We start from the raw sequence: 22,594 nt of genomic DNA, 5'->3' as shown, positions 1-22,594 counted from the left end.
AGCCGTTTTTAAGGGATTTTCTAAGTTTACCCGCGTACAGAAAATTGAGTGCCCATAAAGCAAGAAAAGAAAACGGAATGCGAATGTGTGAGTACCTTGGAATATCAACTGATTATTGGTGGACCACCAATTAAATAAGAAATAAAAGGATTACAGAGCATCTGTGATCTAAGAAATCCCAATATATCCAAATTTTTGGTGATTTTGTTATTACCTAAAAAATTATATCTTACCTCCATTTTTAACCCATTGAGCAACAATTTGTTCTAAAAATGTATAATTCGAATCTTTTATAATTTTTGCTAACCACGCATTTCTTTCATCAACGGTAAATGTTGAAGCTCCTAGGATTATTGACCGCCTCAACCAAGTTCCTGATTCTCTTAATTGATCTCTCCTACTAAATAACCAATAATTTTCATGGGCTTTTGTAGCTGCGTTTACTATTTTTCTTCTAACAGTTGGTGAGCTCTTATCATACATAGACAATAATTTATCTATATGATTCAAATCTGAAATTTTACTAAAAAGACTTATCAGTGTCATTTGCAAATATTCACTGTGGTTAACTATTGGTAACTCAAGATCTAAGATCAATTCATCACCTAACTCTTCCCATCGACCAGAGTATGTATTTTCGGTTGATATAATATAGGTGCAAATGTCCTCTAACGCTGGCATTAAATCTTTAAGATTTGTAATTAAAAAAGGAATTCCTTCAGGTGGTCCTACTTGTGCTAATCTTCGGAGTAACCATCTAAGACGCTTAAAATTAGGATCTTTATCATCGACATATTTTACAAAGATCTTTTCTAAGTTCTCTTCTGTGAATAAAGCTCTTTCTTGGAGACTCAGAGTATTATATCTTATTTTAGCATAACGATCTCCAAATGAATATTTGTCTATAATTCTCAATATTTCTCCTTCTAAATCGCTTGTAGTTATATCTTCTATTTTCTCTTCTGCATATTTGCAAAAATCTTTAGAAGGCATAATTGAGGTTTTACTTTTTTGCAAAACTAACCTACCGTTGTTATCTAGATAATTTACTAAGTCATATAGGGCAATCTGTGCTTGTATCTCATTTTTGCAAAAAATATGTATGTCGTCACTGTATCGGCAGTGGTGATATGTGTTTAATTCAAGTAAATGGTCAATTGGGTTCAATGAAATTTCTGAAAGTAAATGTGAAGGATGTGGCCCAACTGGAATACCCCTTGAAACCCGATCTGTCAATTTGCTGAGCAATTCAATTATCAATTTTTTGATTTCAGGAGGTATACTTGCTCTATCTAATTCGTTTTCAACAGTATGATGGTATACTTGATTATAAAAATCTGAAATATCAGCTACCAAGATATATCCATCAGGCAGATTTTGTGCATATTCTAAAGAAAATTTCCAGAAATTAATCCAAGAATTATTTTGATCATACAGATGTCCATCTGTATCAGGTTTAAAACGGTAGCTAAATACCTTATTTTTAGTAATTGGTATCCTAGTATTTTCAAGTTTTTGACCATATTGATGAATTAAAGAAGTTAATACCACGCTATCAATTGGATCTAATTGGGTGGCTACTCTAAAGGACAATCTTCCTTTTGGCGCAATTGCTCTTCTACCCCCTACCCAATGGTATTTAGTATTTACTTCTAAATCACGACCATTTAAAATCATATCTTTTTCTAATAATTTATTTCTTACGAATTCCCACTTGTCGTTTATAGCTTCAATTTCAAAAGGCGTTGGGAAAAGATCAGAATCACCTTGCTTCATTAATGATTTTTTTGCCCATAGAAGAGAGTCTTCGTTAAATTTAACCATTATTTCACCTTTCTCAGTTTCTCTCTTGCCCTTTACTTCTCTAGTCATCAAAAATGCTAATTACCACATATCAACATATTAACTGATGATAAATATTCACTTACAATCAGTTAATTGATTTATTTATTGCCTTAAATATCTATTATTCCTAGCTTATTAAGGAGTTAATACCAAAATTTTCTTCTTAGTTCCCTCTATGTTAACAAAATTTTATGGCGTAGTTACAATTAAAGGCTCATCTTTAATTATTTTTCTTCCTTCTATGTAAACGAGTCTTTTTAATTTTTCTGGTTTATCTCCAATTTCAAAAGAACAATAGCATTTCATCCAAATTCATTTAACTCTCTATATCATTTTGAAAATATTATATATTAATATCCAAATTTTTTAGATAAACATGCGGTTTTGCCATAATTATTCGATAGCAATCGCTATGGAGTTCCAATTTAAATTGAATTTTCTGTTCGCACTTTATTTATCCATACTGGAATCTTGCCTCATCAATGGTGAAAATACTGCCCATTTTCCAGTGCGAAAACACAGTTTATTAAAATAAGCAAATAAATTGCAACAAAAATTAGTTAGACCATTATCAGTTTTGAATGATCTTACTTTGTCTACAATATCTCCTATCAAAGAAAATATCTGTTCCATTGTATTATCCGTCTCAGGTGTAAATTCTTTTTTCAAAAAGCTTATGTTCTTCTCGAAAATCTCTTTTGCATAAGAAATCGCTTTATGAGACGCTTTTGAAAGTTCCAGATTAGATTCCAATTTTAGGGTATTTTGAAAACACACAACAGAATTGATGACTGTGTCAGAATGTATTAACTTGCATATCTCATCGTAAACAAGTTTATCATTATCTGGAATATTTTCTTTATATTTAAATTCATCACTATATTTCTTGCTAACGTTTTTTAATTGATGAAACACACAAAAAGAATGAGCCACTTCAGGAAAAACACTTTTTACAGCTACAATAATTGCTTTATCTTCATCAGAAACGATTTTTTGAATTTTGCCTTCTGGAAATCGGTTTTTTATTCGTACGAAAAGAGGAATCAGAGCTTCAATTGTTGGTAACCTGTCGGTTACCTCAAAATCCAAAATTACCTTTTCCTTTGTGGCGATAACGTAAACGGATTTATATCGCATCTTTTTCCACTCTTTTACTGTAATATCTCTTCCGATCAGAGTTTCAAACTTCTTTTTCCATCCTTTCTTGCTCCAATCTCCATCGACATACAATATTCCATCAAACCGAAGTTTATACTTTCATACATAAAACCATATCAAGAGGAACTTTTTTAGGGATCAATAAAGAATTAATTATGTTGGCAAGCAGTTCCAAAATGTTTAATACTAAATAGAGATATATCAAACTGATTTATTTATAGTCAGCATAGTGAAAATTGAAGACTTCTTCAATTGTAGAGTCTAAAAGATAATAATTAAAATAAAACGCAGTAAAACGGGTACCTTCCCTATAAGAAGATAACAAATCACATAAATAATGATTACGGTCTCAGAAAACCAATTCAATATTAGGCGACAACAAGACTTGAATAAGACGATGTATGCAACTCAATCTATTTTTTATCATACTTTGAATTATCGTAGCAGACACCTTTATTTTTCAACATTTTAGAAACTCCGGTCAAAATCTACATTTTGATCTAAAAGTTCTTGCTTAGAAATTACTGCTTGTTTTTGCTCATGCAACCATAATGAAGAGACATAAGGAGCTCTCCCACATATATCAGTCAAGCCTTCTGTATATCTTTCACCTATTCTACAGGAATTGTTAAGGCTGCATCTGCCATCGTATCTGATAAACTTTTGTTTGTCATAGAACTAATCACTGTAATTTGCGGATCCAGAAAAGACAATTATCTGATCCTAAAAATTCTTATTATAGTTAGGACAAATCCAGTATGTAATATTGCGAGTTATGGTTCCATAACTAGTAAGAATAAAACGGGTATAGTGAGAGTTCACATTTAATTTTGTACCGCAAAAATCGCAATGATTAGGAAATATTATAGAAAATAGAAAATGAAAGCGATTTTCAACCAATAATTTTGGCAAAGGAATTAATATGTTGCCTTCAAATACCGTTTTTACCATTGACTTATTGATTGATTGATTGATTTATTTGTTTCCTCTTATCATAACAAATAATTTATTTCAATAAAATTAAAATTTTATTGTTTTGCACGATTTAAAGTGGAAATCGAAAGAGACCAGAAAATAATAAAAAGTCTCGTTGTTTACTATGTGCTACTCTCGTGTTTTTCTCATCATGCTTCTCGAGTTAAATTGTTTATGTATAATCTATCAAAACTTATGGTATATCGAAATGCTCTTCAAAGGAAACATTAAAAATATTTTACATTGTCCTAATTTTCGTTAATGAATAATATTAAGGAAAAAATATTCTTATTGCTTTATCTATCCCCCTATTATCTAATTTAATATAACGGCGTGAAAACATTTGAATTAATTGACATAAAAAACGGTTTATTTAAAAATAAATTGGAAAGTTAACTGCTTGGATAGGCTTTAAACATGCTTTCTATCAGGTAGCCAGTCCAAAGCCTCGTTCCCGTTCAATTATGAGATCATTCAAAAGGACCGTTCCTGTTTGAAAAAGAAAGGAAGATGAGCTGAAAAGCATGAATTGTCACGAATTTAGGAGAGAATAATTTAGGGGAGAATAATTTAGGGGAGAATAATTTAGGGGAGAATAATTTAGGGGAGAATAATTTAGGGGAGAATAATTTAGGGGAGAATAAATGTATGCATTCACCAGAGAAATATCTAGAAGTACCACTTGATTTCAGTCCCGAAAAAATGAATAGCTCTTTTGCAGAGTTCAAGCAGGATTATCCGGAGTTTGAAACAACGCACATTCTCGATGAGCTAAGGGACCTTGAATACGCACGCCTGGACTGGCATGATCAAATATATCTGGATTATACAGGTGGAGGGCTATACGCTAATAGTCAGCTCCTCAAACATATGGAATTGCTTCGATGCAATGTTTTTGGGAATCCTCATTCCGACAATCCGACTTCAATAGCTATGACAAAGCTTGTGGAGCGAGCCAGAATTAAAATATTAAGCTTTTTTAATGCGTCTCCTGATGAATATGTAGCTATTTTTACTCCCAATGCTACAGGTGCTCTCAGGTTAGTAGGAGAAGCCTATCCGTTCGAAAAAGGAGATAGGTATTTGTTAACCGTAGATAATCATAACTCCGTCAATGGCATTAGAGTTTTTGCAGAAAGTAAAGGATCTTCCGTAAGCTACATTCCTATGATTTCCCCTGAGCTGAGAGTGGATGAAGAAAAGCTGGAGTTTTATCTTGACCAGGCCAGACCTGAGAGAAACAACCTGTTTGCTTATCCAGCTCAATCCAACTTTTCGGGAGTACAGCATCCCCTGGACTGGATTGAGAAAGCCCGGAAAAAAAACTGGGATGTCTTGCTGGATTCTGCTGCCTTCGTACCTACTAACCGCCTTGACTTGAGTCAGTGGCACCCCGATTTTGTCTCAATTTCATTTTACAAAATTTTTGGCTACCCAACTGGTCTCGGCTGTCTTATTGTCCGAAAAGATGCTTTGAATAAACTAAAGAGGCCCTGGTTTTCCGGGGGTACTATCAGCATAGTTTCTGTCCAGAAAGAAAACTGGTATTGCCTTCATCAGGGCGCTGAAGCATTTGAGGCTTTTGAAGACGGCACTGTCAATTATCTCAGCATACCTGCCCTGGAAATAGGATTGAAGCACATCGAAGGGATTGGTGTGGATGTCATTCACAAAAGAGTGATGTGCCTTACTGGCTGGCTGCTGGATAAGATGCAGGCTCTGGAGTATCCCAATGGCCAGGCTATGGTAAAGATTCACGGCCCATCCGGACTTGAGAGGCGAGGAGGGACAATTGCTTTTAACCTCTACCATGCAGACGGAACGCCTTTTGATTGCCAGACAGTTCAGGAGGCTGCAAATAAAGCAGGCATCTCTTTAAGAACCGGCTGTTTCTGTAATCCTGGAGACGGTGAAGTAAGCCATAATATCACCAGAAAAGAAATGGCTTCATGCTTTGAGAATTTGAAACCTTCCAGCAGGTATCCCTATGGCTCAGATTGCAAGAACCAGGAATCCTGCCTTGCTGTAAAAACTAAAATGTCAAGCATACGTGTATCGCTTGGTCTTGTGACAAACTTCTCAGACGTCTATCGATTTATGAACTTCCTTCAAGGACTGATGCATGAACCGGAGATCAGAGTTCTAAAAGCAGAAAAGGTAAAGCGAAGAGTATTCCTGAACAGAGGACCATAAATAAGAAGTATACAAGAATATTTTTTCTGAACTGTATCAATTCAGATTCAATTGCTCAAAATGTGTCGCTTGAAATTGCCTAATTAAAAATAATTTTTAAAAAACTTAACACTTGTTAGAGAGTTGATAAACATCTCTAAAAAATTAAGCACTTGATACGTCAGTACTTGATATTTCAGTACCTGCTTATGCTTTCCTATATTTCAGTAGAAATTCACAACAAGTGGCAGATATTTGAGAGATAAGAATGACTGCATCGAATAGTTGGGGAAAAACTGTAGTTTATACTGCATTAATACTCTGCCTGATCAGTTTTCTGTTGACAATACATGCTGGATATGAATATTATAGCAACAATACAGACGATAAAATTCTAGAAAAGACAAAGGTAGATGCGTACAACAAAGCTAGCGTTGTTTTGGAAAATATATCGAGCGAACTTAATTCGACGAGTCTCCTTACTGAAGGAATTGCAAAAGAATTGCGTTCTGGAGAACTGAAAAATGATTCCATTATCAGGCAGCATATCCTGGATAAAATGAAGGGAAATCCAAATATTTACAGCATTGTCATTGCGTATTCCCCTGAATATTATGGGAAACTTCATTCACTTCATTTCAAAAAGAATGGTTCAAATATCCTGGATTCTCCAATCCTGTACGACTATACGAATAATAGTGAAGAAACAACAACCTGGTATAATAATGCCATAAAAAAGAAGTGTGGAGTCTGGGACCAGCCTTATTTCGGGATCGCAGATGGTACTTATCTGATAGATTATTCAACTCCATTTTATCTTGCAGAATTCAAAAACGGGAGCGAAGTTGCAGGAGTTGTGTGTGCGAGCCGTTCTATTGAAGGAATAAGAACGCAGATAGGAAGCCTTGATCTTGGAAATACGGGTTATGGTTTTATCTTCTCTGAGGAAGGCTTAATCGTTTCCTATCCTGTTCAGTATTATCTACTCAGAAATATTCACAAACTGGCAAAAGAAGACACTGAACTTAACCTTATAAGCGAAAACATAAGCAAAAACATGACAGGCCGAGTTGTAGAAAATGATCGGACAGGGCAATCTTCCTGGGTATTTTACAAAAATATTCTTTCTACAGACTGGATACTGGGTACTGCCCTTCCTCAAGAAGAAATTTTGCTGAACAAAGATATAGAGCAGGATCGCTCTATTATTCAGGTCATGCTTTTAACTTTTGCTTTTTTATTCTTCCTGTCCCTGCTTTTTGTCTCCATTTTCAGTTATGACGATAGAAGTCTCTGGCTGTTGGCTCTTGTTTTTTCATCCCTCTGCATCCTGGGAATGGGCATCATCTGGCACTTTACTTTAAATGAATCGTCGATTGAAGTCGACGAGAATGATAATATTGTTGTTTTCGACATGGTAGATATTGAAACAGTAATGCTAAAATCCGATACAAACCCGAAAGCTTTCAGGATTCCCACGGGGGTCTTTATCCAGTCCATAGAGTTTTCGACTTCTAATGACATCACCATGACTGGGTATGTCTGGCAAAATATTTCAGGGCTGAGTGCTGAGAAGGCTTCGCCGAGATTTAGTTTCCCGGAATCAAAAGAAAGCACAGTTGAAAAGGCCTATGTGGATGAGGACAAGAATATCGTAGGTTGGCGTTTCACGACTATTTTGCGCCAGCAATTCGATTATTCCAGATATCCGTTTGACGAGGAAAATATATGGATTAAATTCTGGAACAACACTTCTGAAGAAAGTGTTCTGATCCCAGATTTTGATTCCTATGACAGCCTGGCTCCGGAAAAACTTCTCGGCCTAGAAAACTCTCTCGTGCTTGAAGGCTGGAAGCCACAAAAAACTTTTTTCAGTTACAGGATAAATTCCTATAATACCAATTTTGGGGTAAAAGATTTTAAACATAAGAACTTACCCGAGCTTTACTTCAATGTTGCTATCAAAAGAGACCTAAAGTCTCCATTTGTTTCCGACTTGCTGCCCATAATAGTAGTAGTCATCCTTCTGTTTGTGGTGCTTTTGATAACAACCAGGGAAGAAGAGAAAAATCAGTTTGGGTTTAAATCTTCGGGAGTCTTGACCTATTGTGCCTCTCTCTTTTTTGTCCTTATTGTTTCCCATGCCTCCCTCAGGGCTAAAATCCCTACGAATTGTATGATTTACCTTGAATATTTCTACCTTATACTGTATCTGGCAATTCTAGCTGTATCTCTGAATTCAATAGTATTTGCGTCCCATATAAATATCCCTTTTATTGATACAAAGGATAATCTGTATATGAAAGTGCTTTACTGGCCTATAATTGCGGGATTTCTGTTGATGATTACGCTCCTGAATTTCTATTGATGGATTAATTTTATTTGGAAACTGATATCGTTATCCAATTTTCTCAGTAATAATTACCCCATATTTTTTACATAAGTAGAAAAAAAGAAAGTCTGGATCAGGCTCTTTATCATCTTAGAACAGAATCATGCTTAGTGTCGAGTCAACTGCAGAATGTCGTATAAAATCGATTGTCTTTAAGTCTTTGAGCTTAGTAAGGTTTGGAGATTCTACTCTCTGAAATTTGCAAATGATCAGCTTAATTGCCTCATCATTTGAATTTCTCCACTGCACCACAAAGAATATACACCATTGAAAGACACAGACCAACCAACAAAGCGCAAGTCAGTTGATTTTTTGGGTCTCTGCTCAGTAAAACGATGGCAGAAAGACATATACCTATTATACATAAAATTAATATGTCTAATATAGTTCTAAGTATAGTTCTAAATATAGTTTTTATCTTCATGGTTTATGCCTTCTTGTGACGATCTTGAAATGCCGGTAAACTGCAATTAACTTGAAGACTCAATAGAGAGTGAGACTATTTCTTTAGTATTATAATAATCGCTGCTTATTATTGCAATTAACTTAAAAACTGATTGGAGATTGAAACCATTTTCATTTTGGAACGTTGTTATAAGTGCTCCAAAATTGCAATTAACTTGAATCCAGACGGAAGATAGTTTTAAGAGTATACTTTATTCAGTCAAGTAATCTTCAATTTGATGCCAGGACGTGAATTTGTCCAACAACTGCAGAAAACTACACGACAATTGTTCCTAACCTCCTTTTTGTGGCTGTATCAATTACAGATATCGTGGCATTGTCGTAGTATGTTATTGGGGGCTGAACTTTGTGCAGTGGCTACCAAAAATACTTGTATATAAGCCAATTAAATTCTATTAATTCTAGAAGATTCTGACACTCTCGGTTTTCAGTTAATTGCTATCCTTGTAGACCAGCTAGAAGGCAAACTTGAATTAAAAAGAGGTTCTGGAACTGAATTTGTTATAAAATTTGCAATACCGGAAAACGAATAAGAATTTTCTCAGGGACTTTCGTTACTCTTATATTTAAGTTGTATAGTAAATATGGGTATATGATTTCAATCTTCAGAAAAGGTTAGAGTCACTAACATTTCACCGGTTATTGCACCAACTCTGGATATAAATAAGAACAACAATGTCTGTCAGTTATTGAAAAATCACACGTATAAGAATTTCTCTATGTTTACTCAAAATAACAAATCTACTCATTTTTTATAATTGATTGACAATTCACGGGCATAACCTAAGAAAGATTGATTTTATTACATTTAAACGGTGTTTAACAATGTCCAAAAAAACTTCTAAACCAATATCTCGTAGAGAACACGATCAAATGAAACGCAATAGAATGAATAATAGCAAACCGGCATCGGATAATAAAGGTATAATTGAAAAATGCAAGAGCCTTCTCAAGAAAAAAAACTCAGAGAATTAAGTAAATAAGATTAAAAATTAATTTTACTATAATTTCAAGTTCACTATGCGTTTTAGGTAGAGAAGAGAAACAAAGTTTTTATAATCATTTAAAGGCTGTTGATTATTTAGTCCTTTTTATTTATACTACTTTTACTTTTGTTTCCCGACTCTTTTTTAATATAAACCATTCTTCACTTTATTTTCACATCTTATACCAGTTTTGAACCTTTTTTACATTCCAATCTTTACTTCTCGTTGTCAAAGATGCAAAACTGCCAGCATTGTTAAACAGGTCAGCAAGCAGACAATTTATAAAACATAGGCGATTTTATTAAATTGGGGAGATTATTATGAGCAAAATTAATATCGGGGATAAAATACAGGATTTCAGGCTAAGAGACCAGAAACAGAAAGAGGTGCACCTCTATGATTTCGCTGGCAAGAAGGTTCTTTTATCATTCCATCCACTCGCCTGGACAAACGTGTGCGCAGAACAGATGAAATCACTTGAGGAAAACCACGAAATGTTCACCAGATTGAACACGGTGGCTTTTGGCATAAGTGTGGACCCTATACCTTCAAAAAGAGCCTGGACTAAGGAACTTGGAATTACGCACATCAAGCTTCTTTCGGACTTCTGGCCGCATGGGGAGGTTGCCAGAGCATATGGGATATTCAGAGAAAAAGAAGGGGTTTCTCAGAGGGCGAACATAATTATCGACGAGGAACAGAAGGTTATATTCTTCGAAGAATATCCTGTGCACGAACTTCCTGATATGGCAAAGATTGCAAGAATTCTGGAACAAGGGAGTAAAGTTCAGCTCTAAAAAACAAAGCAATAGAGAGATAAAGTAAGTAATAAAATTACAGGAAGAAATAAGGAGAAAAGTAAACTACGAATCATAGAATGAAGGCTGGAAAAAGAAAAAGGTCAGAAAATCCATCAATTCTATAATTATTCAACTTTTTTCATTTAATTTACCCCGAATTATCCACTTATTTCGTTCACTCCATTGTAAATCCCATTTCACTTCATTGTAAATCCCATACTTCATTGTAAATCCCATATTACTTCATTGTAAATCCTATATTACTTAATTCCGTATCAATTCCCTCAAAGAGTTCTCTCAGTGCTATCCTGAGTCTGCGGACCTCTACCTGCCAGACTCTTTTGCTAACCTGCTTGTCTCCCCCGGCTTTAACGGCTGCTATCCAGGAGTACTTTCTGGCAATTTTTTTGTTGTTTGAGGGGAAACGGAAAGCTTTTCCAGTTTTCTGGTTCGTGTATTTCTCGTTGATCAGAAATTCATATATTTCCTGAACTCTTTCAAGTAGTTTTTTTTCACTTTCTGACCCTGAATATCCAAACAGCACAAGATTCCAGAGGCGGAACTGCACATTATGAAGCTCGTGAGAAAGATTCTCGGAAACCGAGACCTCCAGCATCTTCCTGAATTCAAGGTAAATGTCCGTATTTCCGAACCCTGAAGGCAGGATGTTTCCAAGCGAGATCATAACGTGAATACACTCGTGAAAAAGAATTCTGGCTATCAGGAACTCAACCCTTTCCTGCAAATTCCAGAATTTGTTTACGAGAGCCTCGTCCCAGAGCTGATAAGGGTTAACAAGGATCATAGACCTGTAAACAATCCTTTTTTCTTTCTGTGAGACCAGGCGCTTGGGATAAAGAGTCATTCCCAGCATTTTTCCGAAAAATTGAATCCTGACAGCCAAATCCCAGCAATACTCCCACTCCCCTGAACTTACACACTTTACCCTATAGTAGTTTCCATCAAAGTGAACCTCCTCAAGCAGCCGGTACATATCTTTACTGTGTACCTTGATCAACGACTTTATCATAGGTTCCCTATAGATCCGAAGGTCAAAATAAGGTGCATTCGGGATAGGAGCAGGAAGTGAAGCAAGAAATGAAGCAGGAAGTGAAGCAGGAAGTGAAGCAGGTGAGAAAATATTCAGATCCTGAAATCCATAAGACCATAAATTTGAGTTCCCGTTCAAACCATTGACTTCCTTCTTAACTGGCATGGTCTTCTTTGTCATAAAATTCCCTCGCACAAGATCCCCTGTAATAAGATACCCAATAAGTATTATTACTGAAGATATATATAAATTGGTTAATATACGGCCGGGAATTGAAATAAAGGATTGCCCTGGTTAAAACCGGAAAATCTCTTATTTATTTACACGGGTTTCTGTAAGATTTCCACAAACAGGGCAATTGTTTAACTTTGAAAGTGAAATTTCACTGAAATTTCCTGAAAGCCCGTTCCAGAACAAAAGGCGGCCTTCCAGAAGCTTCCCCTGTCCTGTCAAAAATTTAATTACTTCGTTTGCCTGAATAGACCCGATAATCCCTGCAGTTGCCCCTAAAACCGGAAAAACTTCTTTTTTGGAAATGCGTGGGAAAATACAGTAAAAACAGGGAGTTTTTCCAGGTACTATTGTTGTTACCTGACCATCATAGCCTGTAACTGCTCCATGTATTAAAGGAATCCTTCTTTTTACGACAAGCCTGTTAAGCATATGCCTAGTTTCGAGATTATCAAGCGCATCAACTATAACATCACATTCAGGAACCAGGTTTTCGAGATTTGATTCGGTAAGCATCTCTACTATGGTTTCAACCTCAATATCCGGATTCATGGAAAGCAGTTTTTCCTTTGCGGACTCTATTTTAAGCCTTCCGATGTCCTTTTGATGGTGAAGAAACTGTCTGTTTAGATTGCTGGGATCCACGGAATCGAAATCTGCAAGAATTATTTTTCCGACTCCTGCTATTGCGAGATAGGTGGAAACTGGACTTCCCAGTCCGCCTGCCCCGGCAACCAGCACTTTTGCATTCTTCAACTTTTCCTGCCCCTCTTCCCCAAAAAGAAGGATCTGCCGACTGTATTTTTCACGCTCGAAATCATTCATGCAAGGACTCCGGAATTCAATCTATTTTCAGGATACGATTTCTATTTTTTCGTCACCTGGAATATTCTCGCTCAGTTGAATTTGAATCATTCTCCTTAATCATCACCTTTCTTATGCATAATCTCTTCGGCTCTCATAAAAGGAAGGATCAGCAGGATCTGCATGAACTCTAATTATGAAAGTGGATACCAGCCCAACTTTAATCAAAGTGGATACCAGCCCAGCACATAAAATCGGATAAAAATCTGGTATTCAGTAGTATCAAAGCAGAAAGATATATCTCAAAGCAGAAAGGTATATCTTTGGGATGAAACATGAGCCGCAGGCATATCGGTGGTAGGGGCAAGAATTATTAGAAAAATTAATTAAGGCAAGGCCCATAAAAATAGGAAGTTCATTTTTTTTACATTATTCTAACCGGCTATTGCAGTTCAATATTGCAGCATCTTTCTCATATACTAAAGGCGGGATGCTGAAAAAAAGAAATTTATAAAGGTCTTGGAATTTATGAGAGTCCTGGATTTAAAGAATACGGTTATCAATATCAAACAGGAGTTTTCAGGCTACTTCAAAGAACGAGATGCTGAAATTAATGGGTCTCTTCTTGCACTCCTTTCTGGTGAACATGTCCTTTTACTTGGACCACCCGGGACTGCAAAAACTCTGCTTGCAAGCAAAATCTGCGAAACTATAGAAGGAGGAAACTTTTTCCATTATCTTCTGACCCGCTTTTCCACGCCTGAAGAGATATTTGGACCGCTTTCCCTTAAGGCGCTTGAGAGGGACGAGTTCAGCAGGCGGATAGAAGGTTACCTTCCAACTGCGCATATAGCTCTGCTTGACGAGATTTTCAAGGCAAACAGTTCCATCTTAAACAGTATGTTGACTGTACTGAATGAGAGAAAATACCATAACGGCAAAGAGCTTATTGAGGTACCTCTTTTTACCGTTTTTGGGGCCTCCAACGAGCTGCCGGAAGAAGATGAAAGCCTCGAAGCCCTTTACGACCGTTTTTTGTTCCGATACAAAGTGGATTATATCCAGCACGAAGAGAACCTTGAAGACCTGATCTTCAAAAACACCGAAGATTTCGTGCCCTCAACGAAACTCAGCATAGAAGATATAAAGGAAACCCAGAAGAGAGCAAGAGACCTCCCTGTTGATCCTGAGGTTCGGTCAATTATAAAGGCACTCCGGAGAGAACTCAGGAACTCAAATATTTTTGTCTCGGACAGGCGCTGGAAGAAAATTGTAAATGTACTCAGAGTAGCTTCATTCGTAAACGGTCATACCAGTGTAGACCGGATGACTGCTGTCCTGCTGCAGCACGTACTCTGGGAAGTGCCGGAACAGAAGGAAGCAATCAGGAAACTTATTCTGGACAGGGTTGTTTCAGGGGGCACGGATACTGGCAAATTGAAACTGGATGTCCTTGATCTGAAAAACTCCATATACGGTTGTTTACAGCAGGAACTGCCGGATCTTGTAGCCTGTAATAAATGCTACGAAGAAGAGAGAAGAACAACAAACAGCCTGAAAAGTTCAAGGTTCTCAGGGGTCAAAGCGCAGAGGAGCCTCACATTCGACAATTCCCTTGACCTGCTGAAACACCATGCCGAGTTTCCGACCCATACTTACAATTTCGGGCTTGATTATAGCAATGTCAACAGTTCCCTGAGCTTCGAATCCCTGGCAGAACAATTCCGCAGAAAATACGGGTTTGAATTCAAGATCAGCCTTGATTATGGAGATAAGAAGCTCTATGAAAAAGAGTACGAAAATCTTGAAGAAAAACTGAACTATTTCAAAAAGCAAATCCAGGAAGAAGAAAAAGCGCTTGAGGAAACCCTTCGGGAAAATATCTGGGTTTCAGGGCAGGACAGCCAGGAAATCCTGATGAAATATCGCTCCAAAAATACCGATGTTTACGAGATTGCAAACAGTCTAAACGAGGTAAGGCTCCTGCTCGAAAAACCCAGGGTATTTGATGTAACCATTGAAAAAGCAGGAGAGATAGCTGAAACCTGAATATTTCCAAAATATAGCTGAAAAACTTTTGAAATATAACTGAAAAATTTTAAAATATAAATAAGAAGTCTCTGAAATCGAACTGAAAAATCTCTGAAATATAATAGATAAGAAGACAACTTAACTAAAAACTCCTATAACTTATCAAAAACTCCTAAAACTTTGGAGAATTTCCGGAAAAGGAAAAACATGCAGGAATTTAAAAAGCGGAAGGAAGATTTCGAGGGTATTCACGGATCAGGCTCATCTTTATCGTTTAGCCATGCCTTCAATCCTTCCACAATATTGAATATTGAACTCAGGGATGTCCTGGCGACTCCACGAAAAATGCCGAGGCAAGTCAGGGAAGAAATTGCAGAAATTCTTGTTTATGAGCTCTTTTCAGAAGATGGGTACGAAATAAAAGATGAAAAGCTGTTTATGAGTAAATTTGGAGCTTTTTATCCAATCTTTTTAGGTTTAAGAAATTTTGGGGTCTGGGCTGAAATAAAAACTCTTGCCGGAGCCAACAACCTGGCAGGTGTTTTTATACTCAGAGCCCTGCTTGAAGAACTTTTTACACTTCTGGATGACTATGGAAAAATAGAATCTGAATTTTCAAAAAAGTTCGCAAAAAACATGGAAAAAAGCCTTAAAGCTCTGAGGAAGCTAATCGATGAAACTCAATCGGCATGGGAACGAAACAGAATAAGAGATCTTGAGGAAAATTTCTGGTTGCAGGAAAATCCTAACATATCCAATCAACAGGAAACTCAAGAAAACAAACCGGAAAGTCCCCTCGAACAAGAAAGTTTCCTCGAACAAGAAAGTTTCCTCGAACAAGAAAGTTCCTTTACACAGGAAAGTTCTCTTACACAAGAGAGTTCCTTCCAGCAGGAAAATTCTCTCAAAGAAGAAAATTCTCTCAAACAGGAAAGTTCCCTGCAAGACCCTGAGCATGAAAACTGGGAAAATCCATATATGCAGCCTGGATATACTGCTGGGTCCGAAAGGCTTGCTTCAATGACTCTGAACTTCATGTCTTCAGAGAAGGCAGGAGAAGCTCTTGATTCTGTTATAGAAGAAAGCATAGCTGCAAAAATTGAAGAGCTTATCCCTGTGCTTGAAGACCACCTTGAAATGCTAGAAATTCTCTCAATGCTCTTTCCGGGCAGAGCCTGGGATTACTCCTTGAAGGCTCTTCACAGAGAATACTTCGGAAACCTTGAAAAATACGCCGCACTTCTTAGAAAGAGCTCGGACATCCACGAAATTCTTGAGCAGGTAGGAAGAATCGAACTTGAGTACGGCTCAAAAAAGCTGAGTTTATCTCCGCACAGTAAAAGCGAAGTTCATTCGGTTACCTTTTCAGGCGACCTCCAGACATTACTTCCAGCAGAAACCGTAAAGCTAATAAATCCTCTCCTGAAGCGTAAATTCTATGCTGATATGCTTGAAGGAAAACTCCTGACCTACCAGCTAAAAGGAGAAAACTGGAACTCGGATAGTGCCGGAAAAAAGAGAAAAGGGCCTGTAGTCGCCCTTGTAGACACCTCGGCGTCGATGCGGGGAAGCCCAGAGCTTCTTGCAAAAGCCGTAGTTCTGGCAGTTACGAGAAGAATGTTAACAGAAAACAGGGATGTTAAGGTGATCCTCTTCTCCTCTAAGTGGCAGACCGTTGAAATTGAACTTACAAATAAAAAGCGCATGGGCGGGGAGTTTCTGGAGTTCCTGAAGTTTACTTTTGGCGGTGGCACCGATTTTAATACCGCACTTCGCGCAGGCCTTAAGTCTATGAAAAACGAAAAAGCCTTCGAGGGAGCCGATCTTCTCTTCCTTACCGATGGCTATTCCGAACTCTCAGAAAGGCCCCTTATTCGGGAATGGAATGAGATAAAAGCCGAAAGAAAAGCCCGGATCTTTTCCCTGATTATCGGAAATTATGATGCCGGCGGACTGCAACAGATTTCGGATCACACGTATCTTATAGGGAATGCCGAAAACTGGGATGTTGCAGAAAGCCCTGCAAGTTTTGTGAAAGCTATAAGCAAACCTTACAGGTTTTAAGCTCCCGGATATAAGTTCCCGAATATTTTTGATTTTCGAACATTTATTACTGCGTGTTATTTTTTAAGATGTTTTTAGTTCTTCACACTGTAGATATATTATGATCCTTCGTGCTTTAATGCCTGTGCTTGAAAAGTTTCTGCAGACCTTCTCCAAAATCGTCCAGATCTTTCCGTGCTGGGGTCTGGCGCCTGGATATGCTTGACAGGACAGAAAATGCAGCCTGTTTACTCCGACTAGCTCCTTTAAGCAGCCCAATTTCGATCATTGCAACAATTAATTCGGAAATGATTTTTTGATCTCTGGGACTCAGGTTATTCCATTTTTCGTTGATCTTTTTTGAGGAATCAATCATTGATTCTTTTCCTTCGAATGCTATTGTTGAGGCTTTTGAGGAAGCTACTTTTGAGGCGCTAATTATCTGTTTTCTGCCATAAGAAGCCGTTTCCAGGAAGATTTTGAAAGCATTCTCTGAGATCTTTTTTAGTCTTGCTCTGTGATTAATAGGGATCTCCTCTCCAGACGCCTTTCGAAAATCATTTTCAGAGCCTCTGCTTTCCAGAATTTCACGGACCTCTCTAAAGATCTCCAAAATTTCCTCCTCAGACCTCGTTTTAAGGTATTCTCGGAGTTTTTCCAGAAGGTCCAAGTCGATTGGCTCTGAATCCGCTTCATAAGAGGAGTTCGGATCGTGGAAAAAGCCCTTATCCACCTCAATGCCATCTACTTCAACGTCATCTACCTCAACGAAATCAGCATCAATTATAGGACTGGACCCAAAGATAGCTTCACGCGATGAAGCCTTTCTGGATTTGGATTTATTCCGGATCCTGAACCCTGCATCTGAAAGTCTGTCGAATACTCTGTCTTTAAGCAAGAAAATGCACTCCTTCCTGAAAATAAATGCCTTCCCTCTTAAAACAAAAAACTTTACTTGCGCGGAAATGATTAGTAGTCGGCAACTTTAGTATCAACCCGCGTTAAATATAAGATTAAATTACCTGCGTATTAATTTTGATTACTGCGTATTAACTTAATTATCTATCAGGAGTTTAATATTGAGACTTGATATCTTTTTCTGTTTATCTCTTTTCAGCAAAGTTTGAGTTTGCAGATTTGGCTAGGAAATATCAGAGCCAAGCGAACAATCATCTGCCTTTTTTGAAGCAAAACATATAAAAAACGGATAACAGAAATTAAGTTATTTAATCCCTTATTTTGTAAAAATAACTGCAAATTAATTGGCAGTTTAGGAAATTATTTTATAAGTTTCAAGCCTTAGTAAATAATGAGCGAGGTTAAAAATATGCACATAATGGATACTAAGGCGTTAAAAGGAATCGTATGCGTGCTCCTTGTTGTAGCAATACTTTCGATTGCCTGTACAGGGGCAGAGAATGAAAATAGTTCCGTGCCTGCAACAGAAGAAGTGCAGTCAAAAGTCGGGGTCAGTGCTTCCAGCAGTGCATCGTCTTCGAGTTGGGACAGTGCTTCCAGCAGTTCATCATCTTCGAGTTGGAGTAGTGGTGGCAGCAGTGCATCATCTTCGAGTTATGCCGGGGATTACTTCCCCGAGTTTCAGAAAGTAAGGGTTGATCCAGCTTATAAGCAACTTGAACTTGAACCTGGAGACCGTGAAAACTTTATTGTAACCGTTGAGAACAAAGACAACAAGACAATCGAGTTGAAGCCGAAATCTGTAATCCCTCCTTACACGGAAAATTTCATAAACGAAAGCTGGATCAGAATAAGTCCTTCAGAGGGGACTCTGAAGCCTGGCGAAAAACAGGAATTTCAGGTAGAAGTGAACATACCAAAAGATGCTGATTTTGGAAACTATGCCGTGCTCCTTTCTTTCACGGAAAAGGTACCTGAAGGAGATGTAGCCGGGAGTCCGAATTTCCCAGGCACAATGCAGATGAACTTAAATTTATGGGTCAAGCCTTCAGTCCAGATTCTTGCACCTTATGTAAATGACCTTGTTGAAGCCGGAAAGGATTATACTTATGAAATAAAGCTCAAGAACACAGGCAATAAAGATATTGCAATTTCCCCTGAGCTTACTGAAGGAGGCATCATCTCCGCTGACGCAGGTTTCTCTGCAGGAATGTCGCAGCAGGTCTTTGGAGACGATGCGTTACGTGTCGAAGCTCCTGAGAAAATAAAAGCCGGACAAACAGCTATCGTAAAACTTGAACTTGCGGTTCCTGCTGATGCAAAAGGCAGCTATAGAGGCAGCTTTGACTTGAATATTGACGACCCTGGGATTCGTGAATGTGAGGAAAGGATTTCCCTGAATTTCCGTATTCTTCCAGTGCCTGGGAAACCTTATGAAAATACCTTTGAAGCCGGGACAGACGGCCCTATCACCCTGGATATCAAAGCCAATCAGTATGATTACGGCCTGTATACTACCGGAGGAAACCAGAATCTTAAGCCTTCTTTTAATGTGAGCCTAACAGATCCTTCAGGAAATGAGGTTACCCCTACTCTTGTAAACACAAAATGTAGTGGCTCGATAAACATAGTGGATGATACGTATCCACAGATGTCGTATTCTCTTCCATATATATCCTCAAGAGTTACAAGCAATATGGAAACTAGATACCAGGGAAATTATCAGGGAGGCACCACAACCTTTGTTGAAACCTATACCACGCCTGGAGCTGCAGGAAAATGGACCCTTTCGATCTTTCCCAAAAATACCGAGAGCTTTGATTATACCGTAACAATTGGAGATGCTGAAAAATAAGCAGTTTCCACCTTTTTTCTTTTGAGCTATTTCAAGACTCAAAATTTGCTTTTTTAAGTCTTGTATTTGAGTGACCAATTGAATATCCATTGGTCATCGGTTAAGGAATTTTCTTGCTTGATAGCTACTGATTTTGCATTAGAAACCGACCTTAAATGATGGTCTCTTTACATGAAATCGATACCAAGTTCAAGCTCAGGATCTATTAAAGTATTTAATAAATGTTGAGGATATTGACGCAATTTGTCACGATTCTTCGCTTAACCGAAGACGCATGATTGAATATCTAATTCTAAAAATGATCTTTAAAATCCCACCGATCAAGAAAAAGTTAGTTTTGGAATAGTTCATAAATATGTAAATCATTTAAAACAGATATTATGGAAGATACCTCCTCTACACTCTCAAAATCATTTATTTCAGATGATCCCGAAGTCGAAAAAGACTATTTTAAAAGAAAACCTTTTGCTCAACAAATATCAAATATTATAGTCTCACGAAAGGAGCCAAGTAGTATCGTCGTAGGAATTTATGGTAAATGGGGAGAAGGGAAAACTACAGTACTAAATTTCATCGAAAACGAATTAACAAGAACCGAGAATATTATTTGTATTAGATATAATCCGTGGTATTACTCAGATGAAGTAATGTTGCTCCAAGACTTTTTTAATGTCCTTGCGGGAAAACTTGAAAAGGTAAGCTCTTCTAATGATTTAAAAGCACAAGTCAAAAAATACGGAAAACATATTTCCCAATTTGCCACAAGTAAATCCACTACTATTAATCTTGGACCCTTACAGTTTAATCCATTTTCATCAGATTCTTTTTTGGATTTAACCGAATCTAAGAAAGAAATTCAAGCAATCTTAAAAAGTTGCAATATTAGGATTGTTGTGCTGATGGATGATATAGACAGACTCGACAAGAATGAAATTCAAAGTATTTTCAAGTTAGTGAAATTATCGGCAGACTTTTATTATCTAGACTATATTTTAGCCTTTGATGAAGAAATGGTTGCATCTGCAATAGGAGACAAATATGGTTCTAATGATATTGAGTCCGGTAGAAATTTTCTGGAAAAAATAATCAGTGTTCCATTACATTTACCACAAATTGGTGAAACAGCTTTATTCTATTATTTGCGTGATGGCATCGACAATAACGTTCTTCCAATGATTAAACAGAAATTCACAGAAGAAGAGCACGAAGTATTTATCAAGCAGTTCAGAAAAGGACTACAAGTAAGACTTAATACTCCTAGAATGGCTAAACGTTATCAAAATGCTCTAATTTTTGCTCTTCCGATATTGGAAGATGAAGTAAATATTGTAGACTTGATGCTTATTGAAGGCGTTAGGGTATTTTACCCAAAAATGTACGATTTAATAAAAAATAATGCAGAGGTATTTATAAATAGTAATTTATTACTTGAGACGGAGTTAAAAAAATCATTTGAAAGAATAAATAATGAGATTGAAAGTTTACCTTTTCAAGAACGAGATCCATTTCGAGATTTGATAGCCTTTTTATTTCCTGGATCACAGCGGTTCTCTAATACTTCATACTCTTCTTATCCAGTGGAAAATCAACAATCATTAGCAAGAAAGAGAAGAATTTCTTCTTTACGCTATTTTAATCGCTACTTTTCCTATGCAGTCCCCAGCAGGAGATATATCAGATCTTGAGATCGATCATCTCATTGAAAACATTACTAGAACCGAAGAAATAGATGATAGAGAAATTGAAGGGATTTCATCTCAAATCATAGAGCTTATAAAGGCCAATGGTCCAGGATCTGCAGACTCATTTATTTCAAAGATCTATCGGATAAATAACAAACTAGATGTTATAACTTCTCAAAAACTGGCATTATCGATATCTAAACTTTCGGAACACTTTCCAAAGAATTCATGCTTAAATCTTATAGAAGATCTATTACGAAAAATGCCATTGACCACTAGAGTTGCTTGCTCCAAAAAAATGATCGAGTCAGCTAGATCAATTTGCTTTGCATTAAATACTTATTATACTATTAATGGGGAGGAAATGCAGTTTTTAGCAGAAGATACTGAATCTTTAAAAGATATAATAAAGAATCGGATTAAAAATGAAATTATCTCTAAAAATGAACCAATTTACGTAAGATATTCTTGTGGTGGTTTCATATTCCATTTTTTGCGAGACTGCGGTTGCAAAGAAGAATTGAGTAAATATATCGAAAAAACATTCTCTTTGGATTCTAGTTATTCTCTCAAATTTCTAAAGTGTTTTCATATGATCATGCACTCTTCTAGCGGTGAATCAAAGACTTTTATGAATGAAAACTACGATTCAATAGCAGAACTCATTGACCCAGGTATCTTGTATGACGCGCTTCACAATATTTATTCCAACATTTTGGAAAATCCAATTTTTGAAAATGAAGACAATGAAGACAATGAAGACAATGAAGATATTAGATTTTTAAAAAGCTTTTCACAAATACATAACGGGAGAAGAAAAGGTAAGCAGCCAAATTAACACTATTTAATATCTGAGTTTACCTTGAATCAGGTAAGGTTCATTGGACTTTATTAATTATTTTTACTCTGTATATTATCTTTGCTTGTCTACCAACACTCCTACCATAACATTTGGAGAATACAGGTTAAAGAACCAGTATATTTTAAGTTAAAGTAAAAATCAGCAATAATTATACTGGTTAATATATAATTTAGTTGGGGTCAATTTTCGGGGATTACGGAAAAAAGTATAGGGCAAAATTTCAATGGGAGCAAACTTTTGTATTAAAAAGGGAGTAGTAAACCCGAAGGAATAAAATAGTCTGAAGATAAGATGGGGCTTCATACTATCAAGAGACTCGCACGA

Annotated in this window: 13 protein-coding genes; 8 read left to right on the top strand and 5 right to left on the bottom strand. The window is 36.9% G+C overall.

What is annotated here, in order from left to right:
* Positions 1-222 precede the first annotated feature (222 nt).
* Together MSBRM_RS01815 and MSBRM_RS01810 are read right to left on the bottom strand one after the other, a co-directional pair.
* Positions 223-1,872, bottom strand: a complete 1,650-nt coding sequence (locus MSBRM_RS01815; RefSeq protein WP_048154300.1) for an RNA-directed DNA polymerase — start codon at positions 1,870-1,872, stop codon at positions 223-225.
* A 423-nt stretch (positions 1,873-2,295) separates the two neighbouring features.
* On the bottom strand, positions 2,296-3,075 hold the full coding sequence (locus MSBRM_RS01810) for a transposase (protein ID WP_048154297.1): 780 nt from the start codon (positions 3,073-3,075) through the stop codon (positions 2,296-2,298).
* Between the two features lie 1,551 nt (positions 3,076-4,626).
* On the opposite strand from MSBRM_RS01810, the gene MSBRM_RS01805 reads away from it, so the two are divergent.
* The 3 genes from MSBRM_RS01805 to MSBRM_RS01795 all read left to right on the top strand — a co-directional run bounded on the left by MSBRM_RS01805 (position 4,627) and on the right by MSBRM_RS01795 (position 10,790).
* On the top strand, positions 4,627-6,171 hold the full coding sequence (locus MSBRM_RS01805; RefSeq protein ID WP_048120304.1) for an aminotransferase class V-fold PLP-dependent enzyme: 1,545 nt from the start codon (positions 4,627-4,629) through the stop codon (positions 6,169-6,171).
* 247 nt (positions 6,172-6,418) lie between these two features.
* On the top strand, positions 6,419-8,518 hold the full coding sequence (locus tag MSBRM_RS01800; protein ID WP_048154294.1) for a cache domain-containing protein: 2,100 nt from the start codon (positions 6,419-6,421) through the stop codon (positions 8,516-8,518).
* Positions 8,519-10,313: 1,795 nt separating this feature from the next.
* A complete protein-coding gene (locus MSBRM_RS01795; protein WP_048120308.1) occupies positions 10,314-10,790 on the top strand; it encodes a peroxiredoxin in 477 nt (158 codons plus the stop codon).
* Between the two features lie 241 nt (positions 10,791-11,031).
* Here the strand turns inward: MSBRM_RS01795 and MSBRM_RS01790 are convergent, their stop codons facing one another.
* Both MSBRM_RS01790 and MSBRM_RS01785 read right to left on the bottom strand, forming a co-directional pair.
* Positions 11,032-12,024, bottom strand: coding sequence for a hypothetical protein (locus MSBRM_RS01790; RefSeq protein ID WP_048120310.1), 993 nt, complete (start codon positions 12,022-12,024; stop codon positions 11,032-11,034).
* 132 nt (positions 12,025-12,156) lie between these two features.
* Positions 12,157-12,900 (bottom strand): HesA/MoeB/ThiF family protein, encoded by a 744-nt coding sequence (locus MSBRM_RS01785; protein ID WP_048120312.1) that lies wholly within the window; start codon positions 12,898-12,900, stop codon positions 12,157-12,159.
* A gap of 507 nt (positions 12,901-13,407) precedes the next feature.
* Between MSBRM_RS01785 and MSBRM_RS01780 the strand changes: the two genes are divergently transcribed.
* Entirely contained in the window at positions 13,408-14,928 is a 1,521-nt protein-coding gene (locus tag MSBRM_RS01780; RefSeq protein ID WP_048120314.1) for an AAA family ATPase, read from the top strand.
* 189 nt (positions 14,929-15,117) lie between these two features.
* Entirely contained in the window at positions 15,118-16,974 is a 1,857-nt protein-coding gene (locus MSBRM_RS01775) for a vWA domain-containing protein (protein ID WP_048154290.1), read from the top strand.
* A 115-nt stretch (positions 16,975-17,089) separates the two neighbouring features.
* Here MSBRM_RS01775 and MSBRM_RS01770 read toward each other — a convergent pair whose 3' ends face one another.
* Complete coding sequence (locus MSBRM_RS01770) at positions 17,090-17,851, bottom strand: hypothetical protein (protein ID WP_048154286.1); 762 nt, start codon at positions 17,849-17,851, stop codon at positions 17,090-17,092.
* Between the two features lie 429 nt (positions 17,852-18,280).
* On the opposite strand from MSBRM_RS01770, the gene MSBRM_RS20725 reads away from it, so the two are divergent.
* From MSBRM_RS20725 to MSBRM_RS01755, 3 genes are all read left to right on the top strand, one after another.
* Positions 18,281-19,726, top strand: coding sequence for a COG1470 family protein (locus MSBRM_RS20725; protein WP_176722075.1), 1,446 nt, complete (start codon positions 18,281-18,283; stop codon positions 19,724-19,726).
* Between the two features lie 380 nt (positions 19,727-20,106).
* Entirely contained in the window at positions 20,107-21,411 is a 1,305-nt protein-coding gene (locus tag MSBRM_RS01760; RefSeq protein ID WP_048154281.1) for a KAP family P-loop NTPase fold protein, read from the top strand.
* Positions 21,377-22,246 (top strand): hypothetical protein, encoded by an 870-nt coding sequence (locus MSBRM_RS01755; protein ID WP_048154279.1) that lies wholly within the window; start codon positions 21,377-21,379, stop codon positions 22,244-22,246. The genes MSBRM_RS01760 and MSBRM_RS01755 overlap by 35 nt, the downstream gene beginning before the upstream one ends.
* Positions 22,247-22,594 lie beyond the last annotated feature (348 nt).

It is taken from the genome of Methanosarcina barkeri MS (assembly GCF_000970025.1).
Taxonomy (GTDB): Archaea; Halobacteriota; Methanosarcinia; order Methanosarcinales; family Methanosarcinaceae; genus Methanosarcina; species Methanosarcina barkeri.
This window is presented reverse-complemented; position numbering and strand designations above follow the sequence as displayed.